Origin of the sequence: Exiguobacterium sp. A1_3_1 (genome assembly GCF_048985645.1) — a bacterium.
Lineage (GTDB): Bacteria > Bacillota > Bacilli > Exiguobacteriales > Exiguobacteriaceae > Exiguobacterium_A > Exiguobacterium_A indicum.
Genome location: NZ_WBYY01000063.1, coordinates 1 through 16316, shown reverse-complemented (window position 1 = coordinate 16316; position 16316 = coordinate 1). Strand labels below are relative to the sequence as shown.

Annotated in this window: 14 protein-coding genes and 1 pseudogene; 4 read left to right on the top strand and 11 right to left on the bottom strand. The window is 36.0% G+C overall.

The annotated features are described in order from the left end of the window. Window positions 1-754: 754 nt before the first annotated feature. The 3 genes from F8N00_RS08565 to F8N00_RS08555 form a co-directional block, all read right to left on the bottom strand. Window positions 755-2221: an Abi family protein gene (locus tag F8N00_RS08565; RefSeq protein ID WP_421018038.1), complete on the bottom strand. Its 1467-nt coding sequence runs from the start codon at window positions 2219-2221 to the stop codon at window positions 755-757. A 177-nt stretch (window positions 2222-2398) separates the two neighbouring features. Then, the gene (locus tag F8N00_RS08560; protein ID WP_421018037.1) at window positions 2399-3154 is read right to left on the bottom strand and encodes an adenylate cyclase; all 756 of its coding nucleotides are present in this window, start codon (window positions 3152-3154) and stop codon (window positions 2399-2401) included. Beyond that, a complete protein-coding gene (locus tag F8N00_RS08555) occupies window positions 3155-3733 on the bottom strand; it encodes a Pycsar system effector family protein (RefSeq protein WP_421018036.1) in 579 nt (192 codons plus the stop codon). It abuts the gene before it with no gap. A gap of 224 nt (window positions 3734-3957) precedes the next feature. Between F8N00_RS08555 and F8N00_RS08550 the strand changes: the two genes are divergently transcribed. Further along, window positions 3958-4491, top strand: coding sequence for a hypothetical protein (locus tag F8N00_RS08550; RefSeq protein ID WP_421018035.1), 534 nt, complete (start codon window positions 3958-3960; stop codon window positions 4489-4491). A gap of 491 nt (window positions 4492-4982) precedes the next feature. Here the strand turns inward: F8N00_RS08550 and F8N00_RS08545 are convergent, their stop codons facing one another. Next, a complete protein-coding gene (locus tag F8N00_RS08545; RefSeq protein ID WP_058266060.1) occupies window positions 4983-6989 on the bottom strand; it encodes a heavy metal translocating P-type ATPase in 2007 nt (668 codons plus the stop codon). A gap of 432 nt (window positions 6990-7421) precedes the next feature. On the opposite strand from F8N00_RS08545, the gene F8N00_RS08540 reads away from it, so the two are divergent. Next, complete coding sequence (locus F8N00_RS08540; RefSeq protein ID WP_421018034.1) at window positions 7422-7925, top strand: PCYCGC motif-containing (lipo)protein; 504 nt, start codon at window positions 7422-7424, stop codon at window positions 7923-7925. A gap of 37 nt (window positions 7926-7962) precedes the next feature. Here the strand turns inward: F8N00_RS08540 and F8N00_RS08535 are convergent, their stop codons facing one another. The 3 genes and pseudogenes from F8N00_RS08535 to F8N00_RS08525 form a co-directional block, all read right to left on the bottom strand. Further along, window positions 7963-8643, bottom strand: coding sequence for a response regulator transcription factor (locus F8N00_RS08535; protein WP_047394277.1), 681 nt, complete (start codon window positions 8641-8643; stop codon window positions 7963-7965). Between the two features lie 319 nt (window positions 8644-8962). Further along, window positions 8963-9289 (bottom strand): four-helix bundle copper-binding protein, encoded by a 327-nt coding sequence (locus F8N00_RS08530; protein ID WP_071908772.1) that lies wholly within the window; start codon window positions 9287-9289, stop codon window positions 8963-8965. 91 nt (window positions 9290-9380) lie between these two features. Then, a pseudogene (locus tag F8N00_RS08525) lies at window positions 9381-10658 on the bottom strand (multicopper oxidase family protein). Window positions 10659-11081: 423 nt separating this feature from the next. On the opposite strand from F8N00_RS08525, the gene F8N00_RS08520 reads away from it, so the two are divergent. Continuing rightward, window positions 11082-11654 carry a YdhK family protein gene (locus F8N00_RS08520; RefSeq protein WP_421018033.1) on the top strand — a complete coding sequence of 191 codons (573 nt, stop codon included), beginning with the start codon at window positions 11082-11084 and terminating at the stop codon, window positions 11652-11654. Between the two features lie 60 nt (window positions 11655-11714). Here F8N00_RS08520 and F8N00_RS08515 read toward each other — a convergent pair whose 3' ends face one another. The 4 genes from F8N00_RS08515 to F8N00_RS08500 are packed head-to-tail and all read right to left on the bottom strand — an operon-like array spanning window position 11715 to window position 15294. Then, the gene (locus F8N00_RS08515; RefSeq protein ID WP_029343435.1) at window positions 11715-12386 is read right to left on the bottom strand and encodes a response regulator transcription factor; all 672 of its coding nucleotides are present in this window, start codon (window positions 12384-12386) and stop codon (window positions 11715-11717) included. Next, window positions 12383-13699, bottom strand: coding sequence for a HAMP domain-containing sensor histidine kinase (locus F8N00_RS08510; RefSeq protein ID WP_421018032.1), 1317 nt, complete (start codon window positions 13697-13699; stop codon window positions 12383-12385). Before F8N00_RS08510 ends, F8N00_RS08515 begins: the two co-directional genes overlap by 4 nt. Window positions 13700-13751: 52 nt before the next feature. Continuing rightward, window positions 13752-14558 (bottom strand): hypothetical protein, encoded by an 807-nt coding sequence (locus F8N00_RS08505; protein ID WP_421018031.1) that lies wholly within the window; start codon window positions 14556-14558, stop codon window positions 13752-13754. Window positions 14559-14595: 37 nt separating this feature from the next. Further along, window positions 14596-15294, bottom strand: coding sequence for a cytochrome c biogenesis CcdA family protein (locus tag F8N00_RS08500; protein WP_034786404.1), 699 nt, complete (start codon window positions 15292-15294; stop codon window positions 14596-14598). A 230-nt stretch (window positions 15295-15524) separates the two neighbouring features. Here F8N00_RS08500 and F8N00_RS08495 point away from each other — a divergent pair, with 230 nt between their 5' ends. Then, entirely contained in the window at window positions 15525-16244 is a 720-nt protein-coding gene (locus tag F8N00_RS08495; RefSeq protein ID WP_029343438.1) for a peptidoglycan DD-metalloendopeptidase family protein, read from the top strand. Window positions 16245-16316: the final 72 nt, after the last annotated feature.

Here is a 16316-nt window from a genome sequence, read left to right as displayed (position 1 = left end):
CCGAGGATGTCTCGCGCGTCGATACCGACGGCAATGGTCAGGTGACGATCCAGGAAGCGAAGGATGCCGGCTTCGCGATGCCAATCACGGAGAAGCATTGGTTGTACCAATATATGCGGGATAACGATCATGACGGCATGGTCGGAGAATAAATATCTAGTTCAATCGAATAGCTAAAACATACTGAAGCAGTGACGAGGTCCTCGTCGCTGCCTTTTTTTATCCTCAGAAACGGAGGCATTGATGAGACGTCGAAAAAGCGGATTGAAAACAAGAGAAACGAGGAACATAATAAGAACAAATGTTCTCATTATGGAAAGGAGTGGTTTTAATGAGTTATGAAGACCGAGGCAATAAAAAGTGGATCCCATTCCTCATGCCCAAACACAAAGGATTGCTGAAACGCTATTACCAAAAAGTCTATCATCTCAGGTTCAAGGATACGTATACTCTTTATAAAAAACTTAAAATACATTAATTCAATAAAATTTATATTAATAATTAATTAGTTCGTTTTCACACTTAATATTTTTTTAAATTACATATTGATATTTATGTTACTATTGTTGACTTTGATTAAATTTATTTTATAGTTCATTCTAGATTTAATATAAAACAAAAACCCCCCAATTGATCTAATGATCAACTAGGGGATTTAAGGACTATTCTACGAACCCAGAGGGCTAATACGCCGTCACGCTATCGTCTTTTCTAAGTGAGTATAATATACCATGTCTAATTTACAGATGCAACATTAGAATTCTAGCCATTCTATTTCTTCAGAGTTTCCCATCCTATCTAAAAACTTATTCATGATTACTTCAGGTAGTTTTGTTTCACAGAAGAAATTTAAAAATAAGTAGTGGATTTCTTCGCAATTTTCAAATTGAGAAAGTACTTTTAAAGTATCAAATAAGCGTATTTCGTAATGCGTATTCCCAGAAGAAATGTCATTTTTAGTTGTTAGACCTAATTTTTGCTTTAAATTAGTATCAATATTAGTTAATCGATGAGTTCTAAAACGATTAACTAAGTTGAAATGAGCACAACTGTTACGTAGATCTTGAATAATTTTTACTGAGTTAAGGAATAATATTTTTTCTTGTGATGGTAATCCCATATCAGTCACGATTCGGTCTAACACATGACTTTTAAGACCAGGTAAAAGTTTTCGTAGTCCCCCTAAATCTAAAGTTTTTATAATCACCCATAAGGGCGGGGTATCATATGTTTTAAGATAGGCGTACTTCTCTTTCGCGAATTCAACATAATTTAATTCTGTTTTTTTGTTGATATAATGGTTATTTTGAAAGAAATGATGAAACATGAATCCCGAAATGTCGACGGTTAATACATTGTCAATGATTGAGTTATTGTTGGAAGCTAATCGAGCGTACACTTTCGAAACTCGCAAGTTGATATCTTTTATTTTTTCAAAAAAATCATCTATATCTTCTTGCATCTGTTCCTTCATAGCTTGTGAGGTTGGAGCAACTTTTGAGAATGTTATATTCAATTTTACAGCAGGAAAAGGAATTAACGGACGTATAGACGTTTGATGACTGCAAGGTGGAATATTACTTATTATAGGATTTAATCTGTTGATTTCTTTATTGGTTTCTAAAAGAAGCCGTTCACATTCAGTGATCAAGGTTACCATCTTATTATTCTGTTTTGAATATCGTATCGAGTTGGACAACCTGCTAATTTTTCCTGAAAGAGTTTGAACTTCCCCATTGATTTGTTTATTAATGGCCTTGTTTATGTCTCGGATACTATCTGTTGACCAAATATTGCTCGGATGGCTACGAATTCGATGATGAATACTATAAGGGTTTTCATACATCATAGGATTTAAATAGCTATCAGGTGGCGCATCAGGATCATTTCCGAATACCTCCTCACAAAAACGATATGATACTGAGCTTTTTAGTCGATTTTCAAACGAATCGATTAATTTCAGAATTTTAGCACTCAGATCTTTGTCGAAAGTATACAGCATATGAAAATACTCAAAATAAGAGTCGGGAAGATATTCCTTATCGTCCAATTCACGATTTAATAATAGAGTCTCAAAACCGTTTACAATATCAAAGTAGTTTTTTTCTAGAAGAATTTTTTCAGCTGCTTCTTCGTCACAAAATAATAGCTTTCTACTTTTAAGTATTTCGATACGTTCTCTAATAGTTTTAAAATCTTTTGATGGATGTTTAGCTGCCATACAATTACCTACCTTCTTCTTTCTTCTTCCTATATCATACAATGATATAAAAGATATTTTTGAACAAATTATCCAATGACATACTTGTTAAAAAAAACAAATGAGCCATATGAAACAGAGAAAGGATACTTCTTCCCCCGCTTCATATGACTCGAAAACTTTTCTATAACAAATATGTTATTCTTTCATTCCACTTTGAATCCAATTATTGAAATCCTTTATAATTACGTTCCCATGCCAATACTCACCATACTTTTTATCATTATCTTTGGTCCACCAGTCTTCGGCATTAGAAACTCTCTTTTTTTGTTCTTCCATATAAAATAAATAGAAAGTAGACGACATAACAATCGCTCCATTACCATCTTTGTTACCTAAATCAGAAAATTTAGCAGCGGTCGCAACAGACTCTCCAATCCAAACTAAATTATTAATCCCGGAATGTTCTCTTCCTGCTTTAACAGTCAAAGTATTGCCTTCAGCTAGACCAATTCCAGCTTTGATAGAGGGAAGCCCTCTTTCTTTTAACAACTCGTTCAGCATCTTCATATAAGTATTAATATAAAATGCTCTGTTAGCAATATCAAAGGTATCATCTTTAAAAGGAGCTGAGTAAACAGCATATACGCAATCACCTCTGATACCAATTTCTTTTAAGTATTCATCGGTAGTATCTTTCTTTAAAATTTCAATGATTTCGGAAGTAAATCCTCGAATCACTTTTGCTATGGAGACCTCATCTTCTCCACTGAACAAAGAGGTAGAATCTCTTAAATCTACAAAAATAGCCGCTGCCCAAGCTTTATAGCCATTCTTGTACGTAAAATCTTCGTCCCTAGGGAATTTTGTGACTTTTTTTACAGCGTCCGTGTTGTCCAGTATTTCTTCAACTTTCTTCTTTCTTTCCTTATAATCATAATTCGTGAAGTTCATTTAACCTATGCCTCCTAATTTCAACAATATTATCCCAATGGTGTACAGTACAAGTACTCCTGCAATACCAATGAAGATGGATCTGATCCCTTTCTTATAGAAAGTATATTTCGAAGAACATATCCGTGCATTGATATAAATTTGGGTGAGTAGATCCTCGATTTCTTCCTCAGGTGTCTCGCTTACCATCTTCTCTTTGAACTCTGGAAATTTTTTATCATCTATGGATTCAAAATAATAGAGTGAATCCGAGCGTGTGTCCTGTTGGTAAATCAAGACATCTTTTTTCATCATCGGCACTAAGACTCTTACCAAGTTATACGCGCCATGAATAAAAATCGCCCATGAAATAATGAAAAATGTCAGATACAAAAAACTAGAAAAATTGATGTTTTGTACAGCTTTAGTTAGGATTTGATTTAGCATGTTAATCGAATGTTCAGCAGTAAAGATGCTGAGGAAAATACCTGCTCCAGCAATGACGATTGAAGCCTTGGTATCACAACTTTTAATCCAGTCTAGATGCCGATCCAAGCGTTGTAGTAGATCGGTTTTTTCTAATGGTTTGATTTGTTCCATCGTCACCCTACCATTTCTAATATTTTTTGAAGCTTACACTGATAAAGGTAACCCCGTTTTCTAAAAAGATAAAAAAACATTTTTATAGATATCGGTTACCTTCAGTGGGTTTCTATTTCAATCAATGAGTTCACATGATTCTCATTATATACTTTTTATGGTAAAGAAACTTACTCTCTTCACATCTCGTAAATCATTTTATAAAGTTCATAAGGAGGAAATATATGAAGTTCCCAACCATCATCGCTTTGTTGTTATCTTTGTCTGGAGCAGGTTTTTCTGCCATGTCTTTATTAGCTAAAACGCGTTTTGAAACTGTATTTTTGACAAGTGAACAACTTCTGAAAAGAAGATTTTTGATCATTGCAAGCGCCGTTCTTTACTGTACTATAGTCGTCCCTCTCATTTATGTGCAATGGGAGATGTGGGGGATGGATAAAAGTTATTCGTCCATAAAAGAAACTGCCATTCTTATTGCTTTCTATACTTTCTTTATCAGTTCGACTTTCTTAGTTTTCTATCTAAGCACGCTACTTAATTTTATCGTTAAAGACAAATCGCTGTATAAAGTGTCTATAGAAGACCTGGGAGAACTCTATATCATCAAGATGAAAGATACAGAAATCTGTATCTGTTCTTCGGATGCTCATGCCAACCTAGAAGCTGGAACCTCGCAGTTGTACTTCGTGAAGCTCGATGACATGATAAAGTTGCCCTTCACGAAAGAAACCGTAGCACTTCCGCCAAGAAGCTTTTGACAGAAATTGTTCGGATGATTATCGACTGATATTGTCTTTTGAATAAAATAAAGGGAACAAAATAAAAGTGGCTTAATTCCTCTCAAATAAAGTTTGTTATAATTCCTGAATCCCAACTTCAGTTATAAATCTTAAAGATTTTTGAATTGATAACCCTACCATTCTTTTTAGTGCTTTTAAAACTATATTTTTAGAAAGAGAGAAGGTCTTAACCCTTTTCTCTTTTTAGATTATTTATTTTCATAACAATGCGTTTCTTAGCATTGCAATCTTTTGTTACATATTAAATCATCACTTGATTAAACTGTTTTTAAATCGACCGTTTTATATAATGATTGCAATAAAAATTTGTTCTTTATATAAATCATCATCATATATTCTAATAAAATTAAAATCGCGTGTAAAAAGTCTTCGAATACTCATAGACTTTTTACACGCGATTAAATTCAGTGCTTGGCTACTAATAAGTTCTGAAATCACTTCAAATGATTTCATATTTTTAACGTTCTAGCATTTACAGCAACAATGACGGTGCTAAGACTCATTAGTACTGCCCCAATGGCTGGGGATAAGATCACACCATAGGGAGCTAGAACGCCGGCTGCTAGTGGTATTGTTATAATATTATAACCAGCTGCCCACCATAGGTTTTGAATCATTTTGTTATAAGTGCTTCGGGAAAGTTCAAGGATAGAGAGAACATCTTTCGGATTACTTCTGACCAGTACGATATCAGCGGTTTCGACTGCCACGTCGGTTCCACTACCAATCGCAATCCCTACGTCAGCTTGTGCCAGTGCGGGTGCATCATTAATGCCATCACCCACCATGGCTACTTTCCTACCTTCCAATTGAATGTTCTTTACTTGTCTTGATTTATCATCAGGTAAAACTTCTGCATGAACTTCGTCAATACCCAACTGTTTGGCAACCCAATGTGCAACCTTTTTATTGTCACCAGTGAGCATGATTGAATTTATGCCTTTATTTTTAAGAGCAGTCACAGTCTCTTTCGCTTCTTCTCTTACTAAATCAGCAAGTGCAATCATTCCTAGTAATTGCTTGTTTTTCAATACAAATATGACAGTCTTTCCTTCTTCAGATAATTTTTCAAAAGCGAGCTCATCAACCGTTATTTTTTCTTGACGAATATATCGAGGACTCACTACACGAATTAACGTACCCTCTACTTTCCCTTCCAATCCGACTCCTGTAATAGACATAAAATCTTCAATCGACGGAAGTGATAGTTGTAGTTCTTCTGCTCTTTTTACTACACCTTTAGCAAGAGGATGTTGTGATGAACGTTCGACTCCCGCTGCTAGACGAAGTAGTTCGTTTGAGGAAATTTCATCAACCGGCATCAAATCCGTCACACCAAAATTACCTTGCGTCAAAGTACCTGTCTTATCAAAAATAATGGCGTCTAATTTCCGTGCCTCTTCAAACTGCGTCCGATTTCGAATCAATAAACCTTTCTTAGCAGACAGCGCCGTCGAGACAGAGACGACCAATGGCGCTGCAAGTCCTAGTGCATGGGGACACGAAATAACCATGACAGTCACCATACGTTCGATAGCAATGCTGAGCGGATATCCTAATGCAAGCCAAATGATAAATGTCAACACACCGGCAAAAACAGCGACATAGAAGAGAATTTTTGCTGCACGATTCGCTAAATTTTGTGTTTTAGATTTAGATGCCTGCGCTTCGCTGACTAATTCGATCACTTTCGATAAATACGTGCCTTCACCTGTATTTTTCGTTTCAACAGTCAAGCTTCCTTCTTGATTAATGGAGCCAGCAATTACGTTGTCGTCCATTTTCTTTTCGATGGGAAGAGATTCACCTGTCAGCATCGATTCATCAACTGTTGTTGCTCCTTTTATTATCTTACCGTCAACTGGAACTTGCTCCCCAGGTTTGATCAGAATCACGTCACCAGTCTGTAATTCCGACACCGCAATATCTTCTATTTTTTCATCATCAATTCGATGCGCAATACTGGGTAACAATTTGACTAATTCTTGTAGCGCGTTAGACGCGCCCATGATTGACTTCATTTCAATCCAATGTCCTAAAAGCATAATATCTATGAGCGTTGCTAACTCCCAGAAAAAGTCATGTCCCTCTCCTAGACCTAAGATGATGCCCACACTATAAAAGTATGCAACACTAATCGCTAAAGCGATCAACATCATCATCCCCGGATTTTTTTGTTTCATTTCGTCTAAGCTACCTTTTAAGAACGGCCATCCACCGTAGAAGTAGACAATTGTGGATAGCAAAAGCAAAACAACGTCGTCATATGGAAAGCTAATGTTGATACCCGACCATTCTTGAATCATTTTGGAAAGTAGCAGGATTGGAATGGTCAACATTAACGATACGAGAAATCTTTTCTTGAAGTCTCCGATCATTCCTTCATGTTCATGATGTGAAGCACTCATTTGTTGGTCTTCATGATGAGTATGTTCGTGATGGATATGGTGATTCATAAGAAAACCTCCTTTTACGTACTATATACCTGTATGGTGTATATAGAGAGATCATGACTATATAGAGCTACATCTCGTTTTTACTTCCAGTTAAACTTATATATATAAATATAAAATGTATTTTGACACACTAAAAAATAAAAATTATCATACAAGTATAGGATATATTTTAAAAAATGAGACCATTTGTTTGAATAGGACTATTTAGCGCCAAAATCACAAGTACTGAAACTTTAAAAAGAATTAAAGGACAAGTTCGAGGTAGACATCAAATGATTGATGACAATTCATGAATTAACTGAACTAATGAAGACTATGGTCAAATGAACGAATAGGTACTATCGTGAACAGACAAATGAGCTAATACAAAAAACGCAATTAAAAAGCTTTGTTTTATGCACCTACAAAATTATCTCTAAGGAGAATCCAATCGTGAACCTTAACATATTCTTAAAAAGCGTAAGTCTTATTAGCCTATCCCTGATTGCGGTCGGCTGTGCTCAATCCCCGATGAAGTCTTCTACTCCTAATCATTCAAAGGAGGTAGATCATGCGAAACATATGAGCGGTGACAAGATTGAAGAAACATCATCATCGTTGATACTTCCTACGTTTTTAAAAACTCAACCTGAAGATGTACGAAATGTTTATCAAGCTGTAGGGAAAAATCGTAAACTACTAGAGAAAATACCTTGCTATTGCGGTTGCGGTGAAACAGTCAATCATAAAAATAATTATGATTGCTTTATAGAAGAAAACGCGACGAATGGATCGGTGAAATGGACAAGTCACGGAACGACATGCAGCACCTGTCTCGAGATTGCTGTAAAGTCTATTTTGAAGCAACGGGACGGAGAATCGGTTAAAGATATTCGTTCTGCAATCGATTCTTCATATAAAGATGGATACTCGAAGCCGACACCGACTCCCTTATGATTTTTATGATGACACTTTTGCTCCTATAGCAAGAGTGTCATTTCGTTTCATCCTCACTCCAACGATATCCTCTCCCCCAAATTGTTTTCAGATGCCTATCGATCGGGTAATCTAACTCTCTTAACTTTTCTCTAATCATCTTAATATGAGAATCAACTGTCCTCGGATCCGATTCTGACGTATAAGACCAAACGAATTCATAAAGCTCTAGTCTGTTGAACAGCCTTCCAGGATGTTGAAGGAATAGTCGCAGTAATGCATGTGCTTTTGGTGTAAAGTCAATCGACTTGCCATCTAGTAAAATTAAATTGTTGCTCTCATCGAACGTAAGTCCGTGGTAGATAACGGGTTCTTTTGCTTTCCTTCTCATGACAGACCGAACTCTTGCTAAAAGTACGTCCCCGTTAAACGGCTTTGTGACATAATCTGTAGCTCCAGCATCTAGTCCTTTGACGATGGATTCAGCATCATTTAGAGCCGTTATCATGATGATAGGGACTTCCGGGTGAGAATCCGTTATTTTCTTACATACTTCGAATCCATCGTACATTGGCATCATTACATCCAATAAAATCAAATCGAAGGTTTCTTTTTTCACTTTCTCTAAAGCTTCGATCCCATCATTCGCCATACTACATTCATATCCTATTGGTTCTAGATAGAGTCTTAATAATTGCCTCATTCTTATTTCATCATCAACAATTAATATTTTATCCATCCTAGTCACCACCTCTTACATTAAATTTTTTTAATAATAAATGATTGTTAGTCTATTTCCTCATAAATTTCACGAACTTTCTATATAATCAATTCAACCTATAGAATGGAGTTGATTTTCATGAAAGTGTTTATGAAGAGTTTGATCGTTATCCTCTATGTATCCTTATTTTCTCTCACCATACTACTGGTCTATAAGGGTTATGAACTTTTTCATAACTAAGTATCTTAGTGCTTATAAATGAAAGAGCATCAGCTTTTTAGCTCATACCTTTTTCGGCATGGCGACATAGATGCTCCTTCATTTTTAACACTTCGCTTTAAGCAATTAATTTACGACAGACTTTTGCACATTCATTACAGGCCTCAGCGCACTTTTTACAATGATCATGATCATGTTTCGAACATTCGTCGGCACATCTTTCACAAATTTCAACACAGCTTCTTGCAAGAACATCAATATTGCTGCTGTTTCGAGAAATAGCTTGTACTAAAAGACTACAAATTTCAGAACAATCTCTGTCTAGACGTATACACTCTGCCATCGAAGAAACATGATGTTCACTCAAACACGCATCAAAGCATTCATTACAAGTCACTATACAGTTGTGTAGGGCACCTAAGATTTCTTGTTGTCCAGTATTCATTCTAAAATACCTCCATTTTCCGTCTTTTTTGACTTACACAAAGCCTATTTCCTTAGTTTGTGAAAAAAAGATGAAAACATTCACCTATTTTTTAGTCCACTTTCAACTGACCCATCATTCCGTTCTCTTCATGTTCAAGGATATGGCAATGGTACATGAATACCCCTTTTTCCTTGAAAGTCATCTAAATCTTAACTCGTTTATCTGGTTTTATAGCGATAGTGTCTTTTAGACCTGCTTCTTGATTATCCAGTTTCTGTCCGTTTCGCTCTAATACTTTGAATTGGACTCCATGAATGTGGAAGGGATGAGTCATTCCACCCATCATGTCTTTTTTATTATAGACCTCCCAAATTTCGGTTTCTCCTTGTTTCGCTTTAATATCGATTCTCTTCTCATCAAACTTTTTCCCATTGATTTCAACATTTTTGCCCATCCCGAAAAGAGTTAACTTTTGATTCACTGTAGACAAGGTCTTTAGCGGCTTTTCATATCCACTTTTCGGCGCCAATGCACTTAGGTTCGTCCCTTGTTTATCCTTCAGCTTGAAGTTAACGACCCTTACTCCATTCGTCTCAAATGAAACAGTCTCACCAATTTTTCTTTTTGAAAAGTCTACCAATACCTCTAAACGTTCGCCTGGACTTAATTCAATTTTCTTTACGTTTTTCGGTTTTGAGATGTAACCACCATCATCAGCAATTTTTTTAAAGGATGAACCGTCAGATAGCTTCACTACGTAGTTACGTGCATTGGAGCCATTTATCAATCTGACTCTAAGTTGCGAATATTTTACGTTGAAATATGGATTAATCGTACCGTTTACGAGGAGGGTATCGCCTAAAGCCCCATCTGTTTTTTCTACATCAGCATATCCAAGGACATTCCTGTTTTTAACTTTTCGATCTTGAAGAATTAATGGAATATCATTTTCACCATATTTTTGAGGTAGCATCGTCTCTTTAGTTTTTTCATCTTTTACGTACAACAATCCTGCTAACCCCTTGTATACTTGTTCAGCAGTTTTCCCCGTTGGATGTGGATGAAACCACAATGTCGATTCATCTTGCTTCACTTTAAACTTTACTACCTTCGTTTCACCAGCTTTCACGACTTGATGTGGTCCGCCATCTACGGATGATGGTACAACAAGACCGTGCCAATGGAATGTAGTCGCTTCTGATAAGCGATTCACCGTACGGATTGTTATCATTTTTCCTTTTTTCAATTCCACTACAGGACCTAAATAATTTCCGTTATATCCTAGAGTTTCAGTTTTTTTACTATCTCGGAAGAACTGTGTCTCCCCTTGTTTAGCGACAATCGTGTATTGAATGGAATTCTTGGTTTCACGATCGGATTTTAGCATCTTAGGGATGTTCAATCGTCGCTCTTTTTCTTCAGTTGATTGTAAATCGACACTCGCACCATGTCCCATACCTTCCATCATAGTCTGATTCGTAGTAGTGTTCCCTCCATTCATCATAGATTCCATATGCTGTTTGTTATTTGGCATAGTACCTCGGGTAAAAAGTAAATACGAACCGCCCACTATAATCATGAGAGTAAAGATACCGATAGTTGCGATTAACCATCTTTTCTTCACATGGATCATTCCCTTCAATTAATTATTATCTTTAACTTAAAGAATGATTGTGAAAAAAATATGTCTTTCCACCCATGAATTTTATATTTTTTTCAATGTGTTACTTTTCTGCTCTCTGCAATGTTTCTGCAAATTTATGTGATAAAGTCTATGGAAAGCATAAAAAAACACTTGGAGGTAATTTTTATGAAATTAAAGAAAAAGATTTTTATGACAACTATGGCTGCTTCGCTTTCTTTAGCACTCGCTGCGTGCGGAAGCAATGGGGATGATTCTAAATCAACAGGAAGCATGGATAAAAATATGGATGGTATGGATCATTCGACGATGGACATGTCTGGATCGAAAGAGGTTCCGAAAGGGCTCCAAGAGGCTAAAAACCCTAAATTTAAAGTTGGCGACATGGCGATGATCAAAGAAGCACATATGGAAGGCATGAAAGGGGCCGAGGCTAAAATTGTAGGAGCTTATGATACGACTGCTTATAGCATTTCTTATGACCCTACAAATGGCGGGAAACGCGTCACGAATCATAAATGGATTATTCAAGAAGAGATTGTAGATGCCAAGTCATCTCCTTATGAAGTAGGCGCTGAAGTAAAAGTAGACGCGGATCATATGGAAGGAATGAAGGATGCTACGGCCACTATCGACTCAGCTAAGCAAACAACAGTGTATATGATTGATTTCGAATCGACTACAGGTGAAGAAGTGAAAAATCATAAATGGGTGACTGAAGACGAACTATCTGCAGAATAAACGATAAACAAGAGAGGAACGGTTTTTTAACCGTTCCTCTCTTGTCTTATTTCTCCTTATTTAAGGAACCCACTTGTAACCAATTCCCCATACTGTGCGAAAGTGTTCTTCAATAGGAAACTCGAGTTTCCTAAGTTTTTCTCTTAAGTTTCTTACATGAGAGTCGACCGTTCGTTCATCTGTCCACTCATTTGCTAACCATAAACTTGAGAGCAGTTCCTCTCTTGAATAGACACGTTCTGGATTTTTTAATAACTTAGCAAGTAATGAAAATTCCTTTGGCGTGACTTTGACTAAATGATTATCATAATACAGCTCATGGGCGTCTTCATTTAAGATTAGACCCGACGATTCGATTTTTGATCCTGAAGAAACTGTAGTTCGTCTGAAAATCGATTGAATTCTTGCCTTCAATTCCGCCTCGTCGAACGGTTTCACAATGTAATCATCTGCTCCCAGTTGTAATCCTTTTACGATTTCTTCTTTTCCGTCGAGTGCTGTCAATAAAATGATTGGTACATTCGAAACTTCCCTTATCCTTTGACAGGTCTCAAAACCATCCATTAAAGGCATCATCACATCCAATATGATTAAGTCAGGCTCATCTACATCAATCAAGTTCAATATCTCTCTTCCGCTGTTCAGCTTAATACAGGTATAACTATCTTGCAGATAGAGTTCAATCAGTTCTAACATTCGATTCTCATCATCTACCAAAGCAATGGTTCTCATCCTGGAATCCCCCTCAAGTCAATGACAACTTTCAGCCCGTTTTCTACATTAATAGCTACGATGGTCCCTTTGTGCGCTTCAACTATTTCTTTCGTGATAGCCAAACCGAGCCCAGTACCTCCTGTTTCACGATTTCGTGAAGAATCTACTCGATAAAAACGATCAAAAAGATACGGGAGTGATTGCTCATCCACACCACCACCTTCATCCGTAACTTCAATAAAGTTTTCATCAATTTTTAAAAATACGCGTTTGTTCGCATGTGTATATTTTAGCGCGTTATCCAGTAAATTTAAGAGAACCTGATCAAATCTAGCTTGGTCTATCTCTTTGTAGATGGGAGTTTTATTAATTTGAAGAATTAATTTCACTTGTTTCTCCTCAAATTTAAAAATTATTCTTTCACTGATTTTTTTTAAGAAATCATTCATCTCTGTGATCTGAGGATCTATTTGAAAATGTGGCTCTTCCAATCTAGCAAGTTCAAACAAATCCTCAATCAGTTCTTGAAGTCTTTCGGATTCCTCATAGATAATATCTCCAAATCTCGATTCGTCTTTTTTGAGGAGTCCTGCATATCCCTTAATGTAGGTAATCGGCGTACGCAATTCATGTGTGATTGAAGTCAGAAATTGCTTTCTTGTATTTTGAATGTGACGTAAATCAACAGATAACTTAGTGATCGCTCGTGCTAAATCTCCTACTTCGTCGCTTCTCTCAGCTTCTCTGATTTTCAGCACCTCGCCTTTACTTAACTTTACCGTTGCCTCTTTCATTGATAAAAGTGGCTTTATAATGATATAACTCAAAAAATAAACACTTACTAATAGAAAAAGTACTAACAAGAATAGAGAGAACACTACTTGTTGTTTCAATTCCCCCATCAAATGCTGTATATACTTCGTCGGCTCTAACATGATTATTTGACCGCCATCTTCAATATTACTCACCGTCACTAAAAATTTGCCCTCTCTCCAATTACCTTCTACGATTCCATCCTTTTTTTGAATCCAATCCGGGTTCAAAAATTGTTCAGCGTCGTTAGATGAATCGACGACTTGATTATTTTTGTCTAAGATAATCACATCAGTCATCGCCTTTTCCTCCATTAAAACAACGTGTTCAACTGTTTGCTTGTCGAAGTTAGTGGAAAGAACATCTCGATGACTATTGCCTCTCTCTTGAAGGCTCTCCAGTTCACTTTCTACTTGTTGATGCTCAAGAATGTTGTATACAATAGCAGATGAGAGAATGAAAATCATGAGAATCCCGAAAAAATAAAATAACGTTATTTTAAATGAAAGTTTATTCATAAAGTACCTTTCTCATTTAAGATGATTACATATAAAAACAAACTGTTGAGATTTAGAAAAGAAAGTATTCTTCATTTAGGCGATACACAAAAGAGCTTTTATCATTTGATTCTTTTAAAAGGACAATTCCTTGAATATTGCTCCACAAATAATTAGCGAAATCATAATCACTAAAAATAGCCTCACGAGTAGAATGCGTCATGAAACATTCTATTTTTGTAATCGTATACATTCCCTCCGAATCATGTTGATAATCGAAAGAAAAAGAACCCTTTATATTAAGCCTTTGAGCAATTATTGCTACGCACTCCTCTAAAATCGAGTTGGCAAACACCTCGTATGAAAGAACAGTATCTTGGTACCGTTCATACTCTTCTCTCATAAAACAGCAAATCACTTCACTAGATCGATAATCGACATATGCATCAATTTTCCCCACCTTTACACCTTCAGGCGCATTCTTTATCTGTTCAAAAGAATAAGTGAAAGTATTACCTTGAACCGAAAATGAATCATGAAGTACTGTTTTATCCCAGTCAAAGGATGTTATAAACGCTACGTTATTTTTTCTCATTTTCAACTTATGTTTTGATAACGTAGATGCTTCTTGTTCGCTTAAAGGGATAATCCAGCCTATTTCTTGAGAAGTACAATATTCAATCAGATTACTAATATACCCTTCTTCTGATTCTTTTTTTGAAAATGAATCAAAATATTTAAAATCAGGAAATAGCTTTCGAACCCATCCTTCTTTTGAAGAAATATGAATATCTATACTTACAGGTTTAAGTTGTTTTATGTTCTCCATCACTTTCCAGTTTTCCTCTACTCCCATTATCAGGACATTTTCACGAGACATTTACGATGCATCTCCTTTCGAAATAGAAAATAGAGCGTCAGAACCCTCTAAACCCTGTAAAATCAATCAATATTGTAGTTAGTTTCGTCAGACCATCGAAATACAATATGATACCTAATAAAATCATAAACCAGCCACCTATTTTCATAACCTTTGAAGAATAATTCATTAAGTATCTGGATTTCCCGACCAAAAACGACATCAAGAAAAATGGAATAGAAAAACCTAGTACATAAAAGAGCATATATAAAAATCCATTACTAGGATTCGTGGCGATCAAAGCAATAACTCCAGCGAGGATTGGTCCTGTACAAGGAGTCCATCCAGCAGCCGATCCGACTCCGACAATAAACGTTCCGATATAACCACGCTTTCTTTTTCCTAAGTTCATTCTTCGCTCTTTAAGTAAAAATATTGGGGTCCACAGACCAGTTAAAATAACACCGAATATGAATAAAATAAGTGCACCGCTCATCCGTAGAACATCTTTATACACTATAAAAAAATCAGCCAAATATGACGTTGAAAAACCCATCACTAAAAATACGCTCGAAAATCCAAGTAAGAAAACGAATGTATGGGGAACACCATTCCAGTTCCACTTTTTATTTTCTTTTAACTCTGTAACTGAAATTCCTGTAATGTAAGATAGAAAAACAGGATACAAAGCTAGGCAACATGGCGAGATAAAAGATAAAAACCCTGCTCCAAAAGCTAACAAAAAAGATAACTCCATCAAATTCCTCCCGAACTCTAAAAAATAAATCTTTTTTTAAGATGTATAAAAAAGAAATGTGTTTAATTTTAAACATAAAATCTGTTTGTGAAAAAACTATGCATTTTTTGATTAAATCTCGTATCAATTTTTGAAATGAATTTGATACACTTTTTTGTAATATAGTGATGCTATACTCCTTTTAACAAATCGTTTGTCACCGTATCTTTATCTTTAAAGGAGTACAACTAATGAAAAACAAGGTAATACTTATCGCTTCTAGCGTCTTACTCACAACAACTTTTTCAATGCATAGCCCAAAAGTTGAAGCAAGTAGTGCATATAAAGTAAAAGTAAAGACAGACAATCTCCGTGTTCGGACTGGTCCTTCTCTCAATTACAATATAGTCGGCGTGACTAACACTGGTCAGACTTTTTCTTATTTAGGAAAAAAAGGAGCTTGGACAAAAGTACTTTACAAAGGGAACACACGGTATATCTATAGTTCTTACCTAAAAAAATATAAGAGCCACGTTGCAAAAAAAATGACGTATAATGAGTCTCTTTTTGCTTCTCCTACTAAAGGGAGGCTGACCCAAGGATACGGAAAATCTAATGGCGCTTACGGTTATACATTCCATAATGGCGTTGATCTAGCTGCAACAAAAGGCACACCTGTCTATGCTTCTGCGAGTGGAAAAGTCACTACCTCTAAAAACAGCGGTGCATATGGTAAACACGTTATGATTTCACATAGTCTAAAGAATCAAAAATACGTAACCGTTTATGCTCATATGAATAGTCTTTCGGTAAAAAGTGGTCAGACAGTCTCTAAAGGTATGAAGATTGGAACAGTTGGGAATACAGGAAACTCGTTCGGAAATCATTTACACTTTGAGATTCATAAAAACAGTTATAAATACAGCAGTTATTCTGCAGCGAATAGTGTCAACCCATTGAACTATTTGTAACCTAAAAAAAGAAGAGAGGATGTCCTAAGACAGCATCTTTTCAGATCATAGAAAAACCCTCATTTCGACGTC